The 17407-nt window shown below is 70.9% G+C and carries 14 protein-coding genes; 2 read left to right on the top strand and 12 right to left on the bottom strand.

Annotation, left to right across the window (positions count from 1 at the left end):
* Positions 1–100: 100 nt before the first annotated feature.
* From ACFYQ6_RS19785 to ACFYQ6_RS19825, 9 genes are all read right to left on the bottom strand, one after another.
* On the bottom strand, positions 101–916 hold the full coding sequence (locus ACFYQ6_RS19785) for an HAD family hydrolase (RefSeq protein WP_361579468.1): 816 nt from the start codon (positions 914–916) through the stop codon (positions 101–103).
* A complete protein-coding gene (gene serS, locus ACFYQ6_RS19790; RefSeq protein ID WP_388764012.1) occupies positions 913–2190 on the bottom strand; it encodes a serine--tRNA ligase in 1278 nt (425 codons plus the stop codon). The genes ACFYQ6_RS19785 and serS overlap by 4 nt, the downstream gene beginning before the upstream one ends.
* Before the next feature lie 810 nt (positions 2191–3000).
* Positions 3001–3936 carry a prephenate dehydratase gene (pheA, locus tag ACFYQ6_RS19795; RefSeq protein WP_361579464.1) on the bottom strand — a complete coding sequence of 312 codons (936 nt, stop codon included), beginning with the start codon at positions 3934–3936 and terminating at the stop codon, positions 3001–3003.
* A gap of 245 nt (positions 3937–4181) precedes the next feature.
* Positions 4182–5501 carry an iron uptake transporter deferrochelatase/peroxidase subunit gene (gene efeB, locus ACFYQ6_RS19800; RefSeq protein WP_388764014.1) on the bottom strand — a complete coding sequence of 440 codons (1320 nt, stop codon included), beginning with the start codon at positions 5499–5501 and terminating at the stop codon, positions 4182–4184.
* Between the two features lie 5 nt (positions 5502–5506).
* Positions 5507–7651, bottom strand: coding sequence for a copper resistance CopC/CopD family protein (locus ACFYQ6_RS19805; RefSeq protein WP_388764016.1), 2145 nt, complete (start codon positions 7649–7651; stop codon positions 5507–5509).
* A 13-nt stretch (positions 7652–7664) separates the two neighbouring features.
* The gene (locus ACFYQ6_RS19810) at positions 7665–8111 is read right to left on the bottom strand and encodes a copper chaperone PCu(A)C (protein ID WP_361579459.1); all 447 of its coding nucleotides are present in this window, start codon (positions 8109–8111) and stop codon (positions 7665–7667) included.
* A complete protein-coding gene (locus tag ACFYQ6_RS19815; protein ID WP_361579458.1) occupies positions 8108–8764 on the bottom strand; it encodes an SCO family protein in 657 nt (218 codons plus the stop codon). Before ACFYQ6_RS19815 ends, ACFYQ6_RS19810 begins: the two co-directional genes overlap by 4 nt.
* 45 nt (positions 8765–8809) lie before the next feature.
* Positions 8810–9541 carry a YcnI family protein gene (locus ACFYQ6_RS19820; RefSeq protein WP_361579456.1) on the bottom strand — a complete coding sequence of 244 codons (732 nt, stop codon included), beginning with the start codon at positions 9539–9541 and terminating at the stop codon, positions 8810–8812.
* A gap of 105 nt (positions 9542–9646) precedes the next feature.
* Complete coding sequence (locus ACFYQ6_RS19825; RefSeq protein ID WP_388764019.1) at positions 9647–10453, bottom strand: hypothetical protein; 807 nt, start codon at positions 10451–10453, stop codon at positions 9647–9649.
* A 259-nt stretch (positions 10454–10712) separates the two neighbouring features.
* On the opposite strand from ACFYQ6_RS19825, the gene ACFYQ6_RS19830 reads away from it, so the two are divergent.
* Positions 10713–11273, top strand: a complete 561-nt coding sequence (locus ACFYQ6_RS19830) for an ATP-binding protein (protein WP_388764021.1) — start codon at positions 10713–10715, stop codon at positions 11271–11273.
* Positions 11274–11333: 60 nt separating this feature from the next.
* On the opposite strand, the gene ACFYQ6_RS19835 is transcribed toward ACFYQ6_RS19830, so the two are convergent.
* Positions 11334–12797 (bottom strand): aminopeptidase P family protein, encoded by a 1464-nt coding sequence (locus tag ACFYQ6_RS19835; protein WP_388764023.1) that lies wholly within the window; start codon positions 12795–12797, stop codon positions 11334–11336.
* 98 nt (positions 12798–12895) lie between these two features.
* A complete protein-coding gene (locus ACFYQ6_RS19840) occupies positions 12896–14320 on the bottom strand; it encodes a PP2C family protein-serine/threonine phosphatase (RefSeq protein WP_388764188.1) in 1425 nt (474 codons plus the stop codon).
* Between the two features lie 602 nt (positions 14321–14922).
* Between ACFYQ6_RS19840 and ACFYQ6_RS19845 the strand changes: the two genes are divergently transcribed.
* Positions 14923–15606, top strand: coding sequence for a bifunctional DNA primase/polymerase (locus ACFYQ6_RS19845; RefSeq protein WP_388764025.1), 684 nt, complete (start codon positions 14923–14925; stop codon positions 15604–15606).
* A 747-nt stretch (positions 15607–16353) separates the two neighbouring features.
* On the opposite strand, the gene ACFYQ6_RS19850 is transcribed toward ACFYQ6_RS19845, so the two are convergent.
* Positions 16354–17319, bottom strand: a complete 966-nt coding sequence (locus ACFYQ6_RS19850) for a DUF5926 family protein (protein ID WP_388764027.1) — start codon at positions 17317–17319, stop codon at positions 16354–16356.
* Between the last annotated feature and the right edge of the window lie 88 nt (positions 17320–17407).

Genomic DNA, 17407 nt, shown 5'->3' on the forward strand with positions numbered 1-17407 from the left:
CCTGCGCCGGTGGCCCGGAAGCGTCAACTGCCGCAGAGGCCACGACGAGCGCCGGTGGCCCGGAAGCGTCAGCTGCCCTCCGGCCCTCCGGACTCACCGCTCACGCGCGGGTGGCCGTCCGGAGCAGTTCCTCCAGCACCACCGCGATGCCGTCGTGCTCGTTCGACGCGGTGATCTCGTGCGCCACGGCCTTCAGTTCGTCGTGGGCGTTGGCCATGGCCACGCCGTGCTGGGCCCATCCGAACATGGGGATGTCGTTCGGCATGTCGCCGAACGCCAGCGTGTCCGCCGCCTTGAGACCCAGCCGTCGGGCGGCCAGGGAGAGACCGGTCGCCTTGCTCAGTCCCAGGGGCAGGATCTCGACGACCCCCGGGCCTGCCATGACCACGTTCACCAGGCTGCCGACGGCCTGCCGAGCCGCCTCCGCCAGGGCGTCGTCGTCGAGCTCCGGATGCTGGATGTAGACCTTGTTCAGCGGAGCGGTCCACATCTCGGCCGGATCATCCATGACGTGGGTGGGCAGCGGCCCCTCCTGCACCCGGTAGCCGGGCCCGACGAGAACCTCGCCCTGGAGTCCGTCACGGCTCGCGGCCAGCGCGAGCGGACCGACCTCCGCCTCGATCTTGGACAGCGCGAGTCCGGCGAGCTGCCGGTCCAGGGTCAGGGAGGTCAGCAGCTTGTGCTCGCCGGCGTGGTAGACCTGCGCGCCCTGGCCGCACACGGCCAGTCCTTCGTAGCCCAGGTCGTCCAGGATGTGCCGGGTCCAGGGCACTGCCCGTCCGGTGACGACGATGTGGGCCGCGCCGGCCGCGGTGGCCGCGGCCAGCGCCTTTCGCGTGCGCTCGGAAACAGTGTGGTCGTCGCGCAGCAGGGTCCCGTCGAGATCCGTCGCGACGAGCTTGTAGGGGAAGGTCACTTGGAGACCGGCTCCAGAAGCTCGCGCCCGCCCAGGTACGGACGGAGAACCTCCGGCACCCGCACCGAGCCGTCGGGCAGCTGGTGGTTCTCCAGGATGGCGACGATCGTGCGCGGTACGGCGCAGAGCGTGCCGTTCAGCGTGGCCAGCGGCTGGACCTTCTTGCCGTCGCGCATGCGGACGGAGAGCCGGCGGGCCTGGAACCCGTCGCAGTTCGATGCGGAGGTCAGCTCGCGGTACTTGCCCTGGGTCGGGATCCACGCCTCGCAGTCGAACTTCCGCGAGGCCGAGGCCCCCAGGTCGCCGGTGGCGACATCGATCACCTGGAACGGCAGCTCCAGGCCGGTGAGCCACTGCTTCTCCCAGTCCAGGAGCCTGCGGTGCTCGGCCTCGGCGTCCGCGGGGTCGACGTACGAGAACATCTCGACCTTGTCGAACTGGTGGACGCGGAAGATTCCCCGGGTGTCCTTGCCGTACGTACCCGCCTCGCGGCGGAAGCAGGGGGAGTAGCCGGCGTACCGCAGGGGCAGCTTGTCGGCGTCGATGATCTCGTCCATGTGGTACGCCGCGAGGGGCACCTCGGACGTGCCGACCAGGTAGTAGTCGTCCTTCTCCAGGTGGTACACGTTCTCCGCGGCCTGGCCGAGGAAGCCCGTGCCCTCCATGGCGCGGGGACGCACCAGCGCGGGGGTCAGCATGGGCACGAATCCGGCCTCGGTGGCCTGGGCGATCGCCGCGTTGACCAGGGCCAGCTCCAGCAGGGCGCCGATGCCGGTCAGGTAGTAGAAGCGCGATCCGGAGACCTTGGCGCCGCGCTCCATGTCGATGGCGCCCAGCGCCTCGCCGAGCTCCAGGTGGTCCTTCGGTTCGAAGCCCTCCGCCCCGAAGTCACGGATGGTGCCGTGCGTCTCCAGGACGACGAAGTCCTCCTCGCCGCCGACCGGAACGTCTTCGTGGACGATGTTGCCGAGCTGCAGGAGCAGCCGCTTGGCCTCGGCGTCAGCCTCGTCCTGTGCGGAGTCGGCGGCCTTGACCTCGGTCTTGAGCTGATCGGCCTTCTTGAGGAGCTCGGCACGCTCCTCGGGGGAGGCCTTGGGGATCAGCTTGCCGAGCGACTTCTGCTCGGAGCGGAGTTCGTCGAAGCGGACGCCGGACGACCTGCGCAGCTCGTCGGCGGAGAGCAGGGCGTCGACGAGTGCGACGTCCTCTCCACGGGCGCGCTGGGAGGCGCGAACACGGTCGGGGTCCTCACGGAGCAGGCGAAGGTCAATCACCCCTCAAGGCTACCGGTGCGGCCGTCCGCTGCTCGAACCGATATCGACAAGCGTGGCGCTTTGCCCGAATTGCCGGAATAAATAAACTTGAGGGGAATCGAGGTGCCGGTGGGGGTGACGCTCGTCAATAAAAGGGCTCCATTGCCTCGAAAAGGGAGCAACCGTGTCCGTTGTTTGACCCATCGGCGGTGCGAGGTGGGGGAGTTGGGGCCCTGGGGGCGACCTGTTGTCCACAGGGGGTGTGTGATCCGATTAGTTATCCACAGGCTGTGAAGAAGATCTGTGGATGCCGGAACTGATCGTTCCGAAACCGGCGAGACGGGGCAGAGATTCGCCGCTCAAACCTCTTCCGTGCACTCATTCGGGTGGGTATTCCTCGTTCCAAAGCGTTGATCTTGGGAATTGGAGTGACACGGGGGGAGCTGTGGGGCCGTGAGGGGTCTAGGGCTCCTGGGTGATTTGTCGACCATGTCGCGTTGCGGTGTCGACTTGTCCCCAGGTGCAGTGCCTGCCCTGTGGATAACTCTGTGTGAAGCAGCGGTCCGAAGACAGGACCGGTGAGCCACCCCGGCAGCCGCTCTCGGAACTGAGCCTCGGTCCCGCGCCTCTGTCCCGTGCCTCGGCCCTGAGCCTCGGTCCCCGCGCCTCGGTCCCGCGCCGGGCTGAGCCTCGGGCCTGAGCCTCAGTTCCCGCGCCGGGCTGAGCCTCGGGCCTGAGCCTCAGTTCCCGCGCCGGGCTGAGCCGCGGACCGAGCCTCGAGCCTGAGCCGCAGGCCGAGTCGCAGCCCGGGGCGGATATCGCCTCTGCCGCTCAGACCCGGCCGTCCTGGCTGCGGGCCAGCCAGTCGGACGCGTCCGTGAAGTCCCTGTCCGACGTCCCGATCCGCAGCGCCCGCACCTCTTCCGGTGTCACTCCTGCACGGGGGTACGAACCCAGGAAGCGCACATTGGGACAGATCCGCTTCAGCCCCATCAGGGCCTCTCCGACCCTGCGGTCGGCGATGTGCCCCTCGGCATCCACGGCGAAGCAGTAGTTCCCGATGCCCTCGCCGGTGGGCCGGGACTGGATCAGCATGAGGTTGACCCCGCGTACGGCGAACTCCTGGAGCAGTTCGAGCAGAGCACCGGGACGGTCGTCGCCGAGCCAGATGACCACGGACGTCTTGTCGGCCCCCGTGGGAGCGGACGGCCTGGCCGGGCGCCCTACCAGCACGAAACGCGTCTGCGCGTTCTCCGCGTCGTGGATCTCCGTCACCAGCGGTTCCAGCCCGTAGGTCGCCGCCGCGAACTCGCCGGCGAAGGCGGCGTCGTAGCGCCCCTCCTGGACCAGCCGGGCACCGTCCGCGTTCGACGCCGCCGACTCCCACAGTGCGTTGGGCAGATGCGCCGCCATCCAGTTGCGCACCTGCGGCTGCGCGGCGGGGTGGGCCGTGACGGTCTTGATGTCCGCCAGCTTCGTCCCGGGGCGCACCAGCAGCGCGAAGGTGATCGAGAGCAGCACCTCGCGGTAGATCATCAGCGGGGCGCCCGTGGTCAGCTCGTCGAGCGTGGCGCTGATCCCGCCCTCGACAGAGTTCTCGATGGGGACGAGTGCCGCCGCGGCCTCTCCGCCCCGCACGGCGTCCAGCGCGGCCGGGACCGAGACCATCGGGACGAGTTCACGGGTCGCGGCTTCGGGGAGGGTGCGGAGGGCCACCTCGGTGAAGGTGCCTTCGGGACCGAGGTAGGCGTAGCGCGTCGCTGACATGCGGTCAGCCTAAAGGGCTACCGGACCGTGCCGCGCGCCTCGCGCCACGCTGAGGGGCGGCACCCGCACGCCATGCCCTGGCTCGCCCGGGTGCCGCCCCGCGCGTCACGTCTCCGCTCGCCCGGGTGCCGCCCCGCGCGTCACGTCTCCGCTCGCCCGGGTGCCGCCCCGCGCGTCAGGTCTCCGCTCGCCGGGGTGCCGCCCCGTGCGCAGAGCCCCTCGGCTCCCGCGGACACCGCTCCGCCTCACGCCTCCAGCAGGCGCTGCCCCACGTACTCCCCGGCCGCAGCACCGCCCGGGACGGCGAAGAGGCCGCTCGCTTCGTGCCGGATGAACGGTGAGAGCGCGTCCCCGCGGTCCAGTTTGCGCTGGACGGGGATGAACCCCTTGAACGGATCCGCCTGCCAGCAGATGAAGAGCAGCCCGGCGTCCGGGGTCCCGTCGTCGGCGATGCCGTCGTGGTACGAGAACGGGCGGCGCAGCATCGCGGCGCCTCCGTTCTTCTCGGGGGAGGAGATCCGGGCGTGGGCGTTGGCCGCGATCAGCAGCTTTCCGTCCGGACCTGTCTTGTCCAGGTCCATCTCGGTGTCCTCGGAACCGCCGCTCAGCGGGGCGCCGTCCGCCTTGCGACGGCCGATGATCTGCTCCTGGCGCTTGACCGTGAGTTCCTCCCAGTCGTCCAGGAGCATCCTGATCCGGCGGACCACGGCGTAGGAGCCGCCCGCCATCCAGGAGTTCTCCGCCGAGCCGCCGGACGGCACGAAGATCCGCTCGTCGAAGTCGCTCTCGGCCGGCTTCGGGTTGTTTGTGCCGTCGACCTGGCCCATGAGGTTGCGTGCGGTCATCGGGCGGGCAGTGGCGCCCGGGGTGCGGTTGAAGCCGTTCATCTGCCACCGCACCCTGGCCGTCGGGCCGGCCTCCTTCTGGAGGGCGCGCAGCGCGTGGAAGGCCACGAGCGCGTCGTCCGCACCGATCTGCACCCAGAGGTCGCCGTCGGACCGCTTGGAGTCGAGGTGGTCGGAGGAGAAGGCCGGCAGCGGGTCCAGGGCGGCCGGCCGGTGGCTGGTCAGGCCGGTACGGGCGAAGAAGGTGCGTCCGAATCCGAAGGTGACGGTGAGGGAGGACGGCCCCGCGTCCAGCGCCACACCGGTGTCGTGCCCTCGGCCGCCTTCTGCCGGTTCCCCGGCCATCAGCCGTTCGGCCACCGCAGACCAGCGCCGCATCAGGGCGGCGGCCTCCTTGCGGCCCGCGTCGGCTGCCAGATCGAACGCGATCAGGTGGCCGCGTGCCTGGAGGGCCGTGGTGATCCCCGGTTGATGTTTCCCGTGAAACATGGCCTCGGTCGAGCCGACCGTGGTCAGGGCGGTCGGATCGTCCCCCTGGGCCGCGGCATGTCCGCCCACGCCGCCGGCCGCGCCCAGGACGAGCCCTGCCGCACCGGCCGCTCCGACGCCGCCGATCAGCTGTCGCCGGGAGACGACGCCCTCCCCGCGAGCGGCGTCGTCGAGACGGCCTGCGCCGCTCGCGGTACCGGCCTCTGCCCGGACATCCTTCTTCTTGCTCACCCTGCTCAGCCGATCTTCACGTTCTTGTCGATGGTTGTCTGGTCGATGTCCGAGGTACGCACCGTCACGGCGACCTTCCAGTCACCCGCGATCGGGATCTGTACGTTGCTCGCCGTCCAGTGCCCCTCGGTGAGGCGATCCGGGGCGACCGGCAGCGGGCCGATGTCCTTGGACTCCAGGGTGAAGGCGAGCTTCACCTCGGGTACGTCGAGCGGGCGGTTGCCGGGGCCGTCGACCCAGAGGTGCACGTTGTTGGAGCCGGTCCCGCCGGGGGAGATGTCCAGGCGGACGGTTCCCTTGCCGTTCCGGCCGCCGGTGTCGAACGGCAGGCTCAGACTCACCTGTCCGCCGGTCACCGGTGTGGCGGCCGCCGGGGCGGCGCCGCGCGCGGCTTCCTCCTCGGTGCGGCCGGGCTCGGTGGACGTCAGGATCGTCGTGACGGCGAGGAGCACCACGGCGACAGCGGTCTCCACCAGCACCGAGCGTCGCAGCCCCGCTCGTTCCGGATCGGCGTCGCGGGCGCGCTTCTCCTTCGTCGCCGTCAGGGCGGCGCGCTGCCGGGCGAGCTGCGCCGCGCGCTCAGGGGCGACCTCCTTGCCGGATCCCGGTCCTTCCCCGTCGGACCGCGGCTCCTCCTCGGCCACGCCCTGGGGCGCGGAGGAGACGGGAGCGGAGGAGACCGAAGCGGAGGAGACCGAAGGGTCGGAGGCCGAAGCGGCGGACGCCGAAGTGGACGACGCCGAAGCGGAAGAGACCGGAGTGGCGGACGTGACCGAAGCGGCGGAGGCCGCGGACGCATCCGACCCGGCCGAGGGCTCGGAGAGCTCCGGGTCCGCCGAGGCCCGGGCATCCGTCCGGTCCGCGTCGGCGGGGCCGGCACCGCTCCGCTCGATCAGCCGCGCCGTCCATCGCCGGGAGATCCAGGCGACCCCGACGAGCACGGCCACGAGCGCCACCTTGATGAGCAGCAGCTGCCCGTACCGCGTACCGGTCAGCGCGGACCACGAACCGACCTGCCGCCAGGACTGGTACAGCCCGGTCGCGGCGAGGACGAGAACACTGCCGAACGCCAGGCGAGAGAAACGCCGTACCGCGCCGCCGGTGATGTCCGGTGTGCGGTACAGGGCGACGAGCAGCGCGGCGAGCCCGCCCAGCCAGCCGGCGACTGCGAGCAGGTGGAGCACGTCGACGGGCATGGCGATGCCCGGCTGGATACCCGTGGAAGCGTGCTCCGCCAGCGCCCATGTACCCGCGATCCCGGTGGCGATGACCGCGCCGCCTGTCGCCAGCCCGAAGGTGAGGTCCTGCTTCTCCTTCTCGTCCTCGCGCTTCGCGTACGCCCCGAAGAGGACGGCGATGAAGAGCGCGGACGCTCCGAGGAGCAGCAGCCGGGAGACCAGCGCCGCCCCCGGCTTGGTGTCGAGCACGGCCTGCAGACCGTCGAGGTCGAAGGCGTCCGAGAGCTTGCCGGAGCCGGTGTACGGGCTGCGCAGGAGCAGCATGACCAGGGTCGCCGCGGTGAGCGCGATCCAGCCGCGCACGACGAGACGCTGGAGGGGCCGCGCGCCGGCGCCACGCTGCCAGCAGGCGAGCACGAAGGCGGACCCGCCCGCGAGCAGGATGAAGCCGGCGTAGGCGGTGTAGCGCGCGATGCCGTAGAGCGCGCCCACGAGACCGCCGCCCGCCTCGCCCGAGGGGAGCGCCACCGTCGTCTCCGAGGGTGCTCCGACCGAGAAGGTGAAGGCACCGGAGACGGGGTGGCTGTCCGCGGAGACGGCCTGCCAGGCAACGGTGTACGTGCCGTCGGGCAGCCCGCTGTGGAGCTGGACGCCGTACCGTACGGCGCCGCCGCTCGTCAGGTCGCGGGGAGCGCCGGAGTCGGCGCGCTTCCCACTCGGGTCGAGGACCCGGATCGAGTCGTCACCCATGGCGATCTGTTCGGAGAAGGTGAGGGTGACCTCTGCGGGGGCGGTGGCGACCACCGCCCCGTCCTGCGGGTCGCTCCCGGTGAGGGCGGCATGCGCGGACGCGGGACTCGCGCCGGCCAGCACCAGGCCGAACAGCAGGCTGATCAGTGCGGCGAAGGGCGCGACCGCGGCGAGCGGCCGTCGTATCGGGGAGGGCCCGGAGCGCGGGGCGGTGGCCGTCATGGGTGTCAGTACCTCACTGCTTCTTCGGGTCGTAGGTGGTCTCCTTCACGGGAATGTCGACCGTGATGGGGTCGGCCTTCTCGAAGTGCAGTTCCACGGAGACCGTCTCTCCTTGCTTGGGCTGCTTCTTGAGGTCGGTGAACATGATGTGGCTGCCGCCGCGTTCCAGGTCGAGCTCGCCCCCGGCGGGCACCTCGAAGGAGGAGACCATGCGCATCGTCCGGTTCACCGTCTCGTGGATCGAGACGTGGTCCGAGAGAGCACTGGTCACCGAGGTCAGCCGGTCGGTGGCGTCACCACTGTTCTTCACGAGGAGGAAGCCGGCCGCCATGTCGCTGACGGGCTGCGGCATGAAAGCGCCGGACACCTCCAGCCGCGGTGTGCTGTCCGAGGAACACCCCGTCAGTGCCAGCGCGGTGGTGAGGGCCAGGGCACCGGCGACGGCGGTACGGCGGTTCACGGGGTCTCCCCCTCGACGAGCTTCGGGAGGTCCTTGGTGTAGTCCTCCGCCGTGGTGTCCTCGCTGTAGAGCACGTAACCCTTGTCGGTCTTCGGGGAGAACGCGATGACCTGGGCGCCGTGCATCGAGACGACCGTGCCGTCCTTCTCCTTCTTCGGCGGGTCGATGCCGATGCCGATCTGACGCGCTCCCGCCTGGATGGTCGGGAAGTCGCCGGTGAGACCGGTGAAGTCGGGATCCTGGGCCTTGAGCCAGCTGCCCAGTGACGCGGGGGTGTCCCGCTCGGGGTCCGTGGTGACGAAGACGACCTGGAGCTTCTCCTGGTCGGCCTGGGGCAGGGCCCGCTTGGCGAGCGCGATGTTGCTCATGGTCAGCGGGCACACGTCGGGGCAGTTGGTGTAGCCGAAGTAGATGAGCGTCGGCTTGCCCTTGGTCTGCTCGCGCAGGTCGTACTTCTTGCCGTGGGTGTCCGTCAGGACGAGGTCGGGCTTGGTGAACGGCTGGTCGAGCACGGTCGCGGGCTCGGATCCGGTCGCGCCGGAGACCTCGGCGACGGACGTGTCCGCCGAGTCGCCGCCGCTGCCGCAGGCGGAAAGGGTCAGTGCGGCCACGGCGGCGAGCGCCGCGGCCAGCACCTTCTTCTTGCTGTGCATGGAGAGCTGATTCCTGGTCTGTGATGACGTGCGGGGCGGGGTGGATCAGGCGGCGCGGCGACGGCCGGCGAGGACGCCGAACGCGACACCCGCCACGCCGATGACGATGCCGACGATGCCGAGCACACGGGCGGTGCTGTCGCTCGTCGAGGAGGCCGTGTCGTCCGAGGACGCCGTCGTCTCCTTCGCGTGTGCGGTCTCAGCGCTCTTGTCGTCGGCCGCCGCGCCGTGGGCGTCGGCCGTCCCGGCGGTCAGGGCGAGGACGGGAGCGGGGTGCTCGGGCTCCTCGCCGCCCTCGGGGGTCTCCTCGATCCAGCGGACGACCTCACCCTCGCTGTACGTCTGGAGGGCCTTGAAGACCAGCTGGTCGGAGTCCTCGGGCAGCTGCCCGACCGAGAGCGGGAACTGCTCGAAGTAACCGGGCTCGATGCCGTCGCCGTCCGCGGTCCAGGTGACCTTGGAGACGGCCTCGGTGATCTTCTTGCCGTGTACGTCGAGCGGCTCGGCCAGCTTGCTCTTGGTGACGGCGATCTTCCAGCCCGGCACCGGCTGCGGGCTCACGGACGCCAGAGGGTGGTCCGTCGGGAAGCTGACCTCGAGCTTGACGGTGGAGGCGTCGTCCCGCTCGTTGGGGACCTTGAAGTTGACGGTCGCGTAGCCGCCCTTGGCGGCCTCTCCCTGCGGCTGCACGCTGACGTGCGCGGAGGCGGGGCCGGCGAGCAGCAGGACGGTGGACGCGGCGACACCGGCGGCGACGGCGATACGGGAAACGTTCATGGCAGGGATCACTCCACAGGGCACAGGGAAAAGGTGGTCCGGCGCGCGGACGCGCGACGGCATCACGACCACCTCTTCACCGGAATCCCCGGCGGAGGGGTCGCGTCAGGCTGCCTGTACGTATACGGGCGGCGGCCCGCGCCTGATCACCATGTGCAGCAGAGGGTCCCCGGAGGCGGGCGTGGGAGCGTCCACCACCTCACGGGGTCGGCGCGGCCCGGTCGTGGGCCGCCCCGGAAGACCCGCACGCAGTACGCGTACGAGTGCCATGGCCGCCCGGAGCGCCCGCAGCCGGGCTCCGGCGGCGAGCTGCCGACCGCCCTGGGCGGAGAGCTCGGCCAGCCGGAAGAGCGCGATCTCGCCGCGGCGCAGCAGCCAGCCCGTGGCGAGGGCGGCGAGCAGGTGCCCGAGGAACATCGGCAGGCTGGGCAGGCAGGCCGTCACCGTGGCCAGCGCCCCGGGATCGGCCGCACCAGCTGCCAGGTGGGTGTGGCCCTGGGCGACGGTGGTGGGGTCGATGCCCGCCGTGGTCACGATGCGGTGGGCCTCGCCGGCACTCAACTGCGCGGGGCCCGCCCCGCACACGAGTCCGGCGGCGAACCGGATCAGCGAATCGTCCCCGGACGCGGCGGTGGTGTCGGCCGTGTGCCGCCACGCTCCGAAGAGGACGTGCAGGGCGATCTGCCCGGCCGCCAGAGCGGCTGTGATGGAGAGCAGGGTCCGCTCACGTCCGGCGAGCGCCGCCGACACGGCGAAGACGCCGAGGAAACCGGCGAGCAGGGTCCAGCCGGACACACCCGAACCGCCCGCGATGCCGTGCCCCGCGGCGGCCAGCACGACGCAGACCGCGGTGAACACCGCGGTCCTCAGAAGCCGCATTCCGGCTCCGGCGCGTGCGACAGGCATAGACATGGCCGGGCCATCATCCCACTGGCCCCCCGGTTCCCGTACGGCAGGTCCGGAAGGTCGGCATCCGTCCCCATCGGGGAGTGAACGGGAGGTGTTGCGCCTGTTCAGGCGGGCCTGAGACCGGACACGGAACCGGGCATACACCGGCGAACGGAATATTCGCATCCGCCGAATGAGCGCTCTCACAGCGGATCCGTGCTTACGAAGCGCCTACCGAGGCAATACGTAACGGTATGTCGAGCCGCAGCCAGGAGGCTGGAGCATGAGCATGTGGTGGTCACTCCATTTGCGGCGCGAAGCTGCGAGCGTCCCGCTCGCCCGTCGTTTTCTGCTCGGCACCATGGAGACCGCGGGGGTGGATCCGGACATCTCCTACGACCTCTCGGTCGCGCTCAGCGAAGCCTGTGCGAATGCCGTCGAACACGGCGGCGACCGACAGGACGTGGGTGGCGCCACGGACGCCGCGCCCGGTCCCTCGGACGACGAGCAGCTGCCCGGGCGCGCCTGCGGGCAGTACCGGGTCACCGCTTATCTGGACGGCGAGAAGTGCCGTATCGAAGTCGCCGACTCGGGGCCCGGGTTCCCCGCCCGGCGCACGCTTCGCACCGCCGCACAGCCGCACGCCGGGTATCCGGCGGGCGAGTCCTCGTACGCGCGTGTGAACCCGCATCCACCGGCGACGGCGGAGAGCGGCCGAGGGCTCTGCCTGATCGAGGAGCTCGCCGATCACGTCCACTTCGGCAACGGTCCGGGGCGCGGCGCGGTGGTGAGCTTCGACAAGATCCTGAAATGGCGGAAGGGCCCGCTGCTCATGGTGTCCTGAGCAGCGCGCCCTTCCGGCGCACGGGCCCGCTGTCCGCGGCCCGTGCGTGGCCCCCGGCCGTCAGCCCTTGAGCCCGGCCATCCAGGCCTCGACCTCGTCGGCGCGGCGCGGCAGCGCGGCCGACAAGTTCCGGTTGCCGTCCTCGGTGACGAGGATGTCGTCCTCGATGCGGACACCGATGCCCCGGTACTCCTCGGGCACGGTCAGGTCGTCGGCCTGGAAGTACAGGCCGGGCTCGACGGTCAGGCAGACCCCGGGCTCCAGGATGCCGTTGACGTACGACTCGGTGCGCGCGACGGCGCAGTCGTGGACGTCCATGCCGAGCATGTGGCCGGTGCCGTGCAGCGTCCAGCGGCGCTGCAGACCCAGCTCCAGGACCTTCTCCACGGTCAGGTCGCCCAGCAGGCCCCACTCGACGAGCTTCTCGGTGAGGACACGCTGAGCGGCGTCGTGGAAGTCGCGGAAGGCGGCACCGGGCTTCACCGCGGCGATGCCCGCCTCCTGGGCCTCGTACACCGCGTCGTAGATCTTGCGCTGCAGCGGGCTGAACGTGCCGTTGATGGGCAGCGTCCGCGTCACGTCGGCGGTGTAGAGCTCGGTGGTCTCGACGCCTGCGTCGAGCAGCAGGAGCTCGCCCGGGCGGACCGCGCCGTCGTTGCGGACCCAGTGCAGGGTGGTGGCGTGCGGGCCGGCGGCGCAGATCGAGCCGTAGCCGATGTCGTTGCCGTCGACGCGGGCGCGCAGGAAGAACGTGCCCTCGATGTAGCGCTCGCTCGTGGCCTCGGCCTTGTCGAGGACCTTCACGACGTCCTCGAAGCCGCGCGCGGTGGCGTCGCAGGCCTTCTGCAGCTCGGCGATCTCGAAGTCGTCCTTGACGAGGCGTGCTTCCGACAGGAAGACGCGCAGCTCCTCGTCGCGCTCCGCGGTGACCTTGTCGGTCAGGGCGGACTCGATGCCCGCGTCGTGGCCCCGGACGTTGCGCACCGGGCCGGTGGCCTCCGCCAGTGCGGCGGGGAGCTCGCGGACGTCCTTCGCCGGGATGCCCAGCAGCTGCTCGGCCTCGGTGAGGGAGTTGCGGCGGCCCACCCAGAGCTCGCCCTGGCCGTCGAGCCAGAACTCGCCGTTCTCGCGGTCGGAGCGGGGCAGCAGGTAGACGGTCGCCTCGTGGCCGTCGCCGGACGGCTCCAGCACCAGGACGCCGTCCTGCGTGAGGTCGCCGGTGAGATAGGCGTACTCGGTCGAGGCGCGGAAGGCGTACTCGGTGTCATTGGAACGGGTCTTCAGGTTGCCCGCGGGAATGACGAGACGCTCGCCGGGGAAGCGCGCGGAGAGCGCGGCACGGCGGGCGGCGGTGTGCGCCGCCTGGGCGATCGGCTCCAGGCCGTGCAGCTCCGTGTCGGCCCAGCCGGACTTCATGTTCTCGGCGAGCTCATCGGAAATGCCCGGGTACAGGCCGTTCTTCCGCTGCTTGATCGGCTCTGCTTCAGCTTCTTCCGGGGTCTCCGGGATGAGCTCCTCAGACACGGTTTGTCCTCCTTGTACGACACTGGACCCTCTCCATCGTACGGGCGTACGGAAGGGGGCCCAGGGCCGGAAGACCTCTTACAGCTCCTACGGCCCCGTCAGTCGAAGCGAGCGGCCAGGACGACGACGTCCTCGGTGCCGTCGCTCCGGTCCGTGCCCTCGGGAAGGACGGTGTGCAGGATGTGGTCCGCGACGGCCCCCGGGTCCTGCCGTACGGCCTTCGGTACCCCTGCCGCCGCCGCGTGCAGCCGCGCGAACGCCCGGTCCGTGGAGTCGCCGGTGCGGCGCAGCAGCCCGTCGGTGTAGAGCAGCACCGTTTCTCCTGGGCGGGGCGTGAACTCCACACTGGGCGCCTCCCAGCACGACAGCATGCCCAGCGGTGCGGAGAGGGAGGTCTCCACGAACTCGGTGCGCCGGTCGCCGATCACCAGGGGCGGGGTGTGCCCGGCTCCCGCGAGCACGATCGAGCGCCGGTCGGGCTCGCAGTAGGCGTAGAGGGCGGTCGCCGCGCGGGAGGGTTCGGTGAGCCGCAGCAGCAGTTCCAGGTCGGAGAGCACGGCGACGGGATCCTCGCCCTCCATCACGGCGTAGGCCCGCAGCCCGGCGCGGAGTCTGCCCATGGCCGCCAGGGCTGTCGGTCCGGAGCCGCCGACCGAGCCGACGGCCAGGCCGAGTGCGTCGTCCGGCAGAGGGAGCGCGTCGTACCAGTCGCCGCCGCCCCCGGGCGCGGCCCGATGGCGGGCGGCGAGCCGTACTCCGGGAATCCGGGGCAGCCGGCGGGGGAAGAGTTCCTCGGCGATGACGGCGGCGTCCGCCCTGGCGCGCTCCAGTTCGAGCAGCCGGGCCAGGTGTTCCGCCGCGTAGCGGCCGTACACCCCGACGAGGTGGCACTGGCGCTCCAGAGGTTCCGCCGGTTCGTCGTAGAGCCAGACGGCCGCACCCAGGCGTCCGGCGGTTCCGGTGGCCAGGGGCAGGGAGTAGCTGGCGGCGTAACCGAGGCGGGCCGCGACCTCGCGGCAGCGGGGGTCCAGGCCGGTGTCGCCGAGGATGTCGGGACTGGCCAGGGGGGTGTCGGCACCCGCGTGACCGTCGAGGAAACGGCCGTAGGGGGTGGTGCCGCGGGGCACCGTCTCGATGTGCCCCAGGTCGGCGTGGCTGAGGCCGAGTCCGATCGTGCGGCACGGCCCGCCTCCGTCGGCGGGTTCGAGGACGAGGAGCCCCCGGCCGGCTCCGACGAGGGCCGCTCCGGCGTTCAGGAGTTCGCTCAGGGCGCTGTCCAGCGTGCTCGTCGCGGCCAGTCGCTCGGTGAGTTCGTGCAGGGTGGTCAGGTCGGAGACCCAGCCCGCCAGCCGGTCCTGGATGAAGGCTCCCGGTGCGGAGAGCGCACCTTCCGGAGGCAGTGCAGTGTGCGTTGAAACGGGAACCATGGGATCGATTCCAGCCACTTTCGGAAGGTGGGGGGCGCTCATGGCAGTCGGCTTCCCGACCGGTGTGTTGTGTCGAATAGCATCGCAAACCCCCATGTCGTTCTGCGCCGCTATCGGTGCAACCACATGTACACGCCCCCACATGTACACGCACAAGGAAGGTGATGTCCAGTATTGTCCTTACGATATTTATGGTGTCCGTTGGCCAGTTAACTTGGCCAAAAAGTGCACCCCTGGGCGGCTATTTGCGGTCGACTGGGGGCGGCTCGACAGTGGGGACCCTCGGGGTGAAATGCCGGAGGGAGCGTCATCCCGGGCATGCTGGGTACGTAATCGTGGACGGCCAGGGGCAGTTGTGACTGCTCCAGGAACCCGACAGCGCGCCCGAACGTCCCTACCGATGACGGCCGCCCACCCACCCCGAGTGTCGGGGTTGCACCAGGGACGGCACGCGCCCGATGCGCACGCCGGCCGCGCGATGTTTTGACTGGACTCGGTTCGGTGCGACTCGGTTCGACTCGGCTCAGCTCCATTCTGTTCGGTTCCACTCTGCTCGGCTCAGCTCATGCTCGGCACGGCTACTCGTCCGTACCGCAAGCCCGATGAGCAAGCACGCACAGCGAAGAGACACACACGTGGTGTAACGAGCACGTGCTGTGATGTGGACCTCGGCGTTCAACGGAAAGGAACGAGCGCTCATGCGCGAGATCCTCGGAAGGCGACGCAGGCACCGGCCCCGGCGCAAGGCAAGTCCCGCCCGGCTCGACGCCGCACTGACCTGCGCCACCGCCTGGGAATGGCCCGTCCTCCCCGGAGTGGGGCTGGCGACCACAGGCGTGCGCGGCGAACGCGGCCGTGACTGCGCCTGTCCCGACCCCGAGTGCGCCGTGCCCGGCGCACACCCCTTCGACCCCGGTCTCCTCGCGGCGACCACCGACGCGCGCATGGTGCGCTGGTGGTGGACCAACCGGCCCGCCGCACCCGTCGTCCTCGCCACCGGCGGCCGGGCGCCCTGCGCGCTGAGCCTGCCGGCCGTGGCGGGCGCCAGGGCGCTGGCCGCGCTCGACGTGATGGGGCTGCGGCTCGGCCCCGTGGTGGCGACCCCCACCCGATGGTCACTGCTGGTGGCCCCGTACACCCTGGAGCGGCTCGGTGAGCTGCTGCACGCGAAGGACTGGGTGCCCAGCTCCCTGCGGTTCCACGGGGAGGGCGGCTATCTCGTCCTGCCCCCTTCCGAGATCGGCACGGGGCAGGTGCGCTGGGAGCGGGCTCCGGCGGCCGGGGACCGCGCGCCGTGGCTCCCGGACGTGGAATCCGTCCTGGACGCGCTGGTCGAGGCGAGCAACAGCGCGCCGGACGGCGGCAGCAGACTCGCGTACTGACCGGACCGGCCCGGATGCTGACCGAATGGGCTTGCGTACGGACCGAATCGGCTCGCGTGCTCGCGAAGTCGGTCGGGTATCGCGCGAGTCCGGTCAAGCGCTGACCGGCTGAGGCGGTGCGCACCTGGCGTCCACCGTCGGTGGTCCATGGACCGGCCGTCTGCGAAGCGGTACGGAATCGGGCACGCGTGGATGCCGGTACGGGCGCAATTCATTCCGCACAAAAGCCCCTGACGGCAGGCCTTCTGATGACCTTTCCGCAGATTGCGTAATCGGTGCGCGGGGTGATGCGGGTGCGAATGTTTTCCGAGGTGCGGCTGTCGCATTCGGGAGGCCCGAAGCGCATCGCGCATTTCTGTCCGAAAGCGAACGGCTCCGGCGGCCGCCGCGTTCCGGGGAGCGCGCGCTCCTCCGGTGCGGCCGGCGGTCCGGGGTGCGTGAAGGGCCGTCGAGGCGTGGACCTGTGGCGCAACGGCGCGGGAGGGGTGGGGCCGAGAAGGGGGCCTGGCGGTCGGCGCAGGTCTGCGTCCGCTACGCGCTCCGGCGTGCGCCCTGGTCGTCGGCCGGGCCAGGAAACGAGGACGCCCGGCCGCTGGCGACGGGGGATGCACCAGCGACCGGGCTTCCAGAACCGTAACAAGAGATCTGCCGTTAGCAAATTCGATCTCGCCTATTCGGACAGGTATTTACCGACGAGTACGAGGCGTTGTGACGGGAGTCACGACGGCAGGGCGGCTCTCGTCACTGTCAGCTGAGCGTCACTTGGCGGTTGGTGAGCCCGCCGCGCGCCCTGCGCTCCTCACCCGTGAGCGGAGCGTCCGACGCGAGTGCTTCGGCGAGCCGCTCGGCGAACTGCGCCGCGGGCTTCTCGCACTCCTCGGCACCCATCCCGGTCGGCAGGTCCCAGACGGGCACCATGAGGCCGTGGGCGCGGAACGAGCCCACCAGGCGGGTGCCTTCGCCGAGCGAGGACGCTCCCGCCGCGTGCAGCCTGGCGAGGGCGTCGAGGAGCTGCTCCTCGGGGTGGGGCATGACCCAGCGCAGGTGGTTCTTCTCGGGCGTCTCGCACCAGTAGGCCGCGTCCACCCCGGAGAGCCGGGTGGTGGGGATCGCCGCCGCGTTGGCGCGTTCCAGGGAGGCGGACACCTCCGTCGTCGCGTTCTCCGCGTCCGGCACCCAGAACTCGAAGCCCGCGTGCACGACCGGCTCGAACGCCCCCTCGGGGTCGAGCAGATCCTGCAGCCGCGGGCCGTCGGCGGGTACCCGGCGCGCGGTCACGGGCGAACCCGGCTCCGCCTCCAGTGCGCGCTGCAGGGTGTCCGCGAGGTCGCGGCTCAGGTCGCCGGAGGAGGTGTCGTTCTGCAGGGCGAGCAGGACGGAGCCGTCGTCGCGGCGCAGCGCCGGCCACGCCATCGGGAGTACGGTCGCGAGCGCCACGGAGGGAACACCCTCGGGGCGGCCGCCCTTGAGCGCCAGCTCGACGGTGGCGGCGGGGACGAGCTCGCGCAGGGCGATCCAGTCGCACTCTCCGGCGAGTCCCTCGAAGGGACGCTGGACCAGCTCGGTCACGGCCTGGGCCGCGGCACGGCCGTGACATGCCTTGTAGCGACGGCCCGAACCGCACGGACAGGGCTCACGAGCCCCTACGACCGGGATCTCACCATCCTTGAGCTGCGGCTTTCCGGCCTTGGACTGAGGGCGCTTCTTGGCCATGGTGGGCGTTCTCCCGATTGCGACAGTGCGGTCTCGGGCGCGAGCCTAGCCGTCCCGGTCGGCGCCGGGGCCCACGTGCCGTGGTGGC

It is taken from the genome of Streptomyces sp. NPDC005494 (assembly GCF_042872025.1).
In the GTDB taxonomy this organism is placed as follows: Bacteria; Actinomycetota; Actinomycetes; order Streptomycetales; family Streptomycetaceae; genus Streptomyces.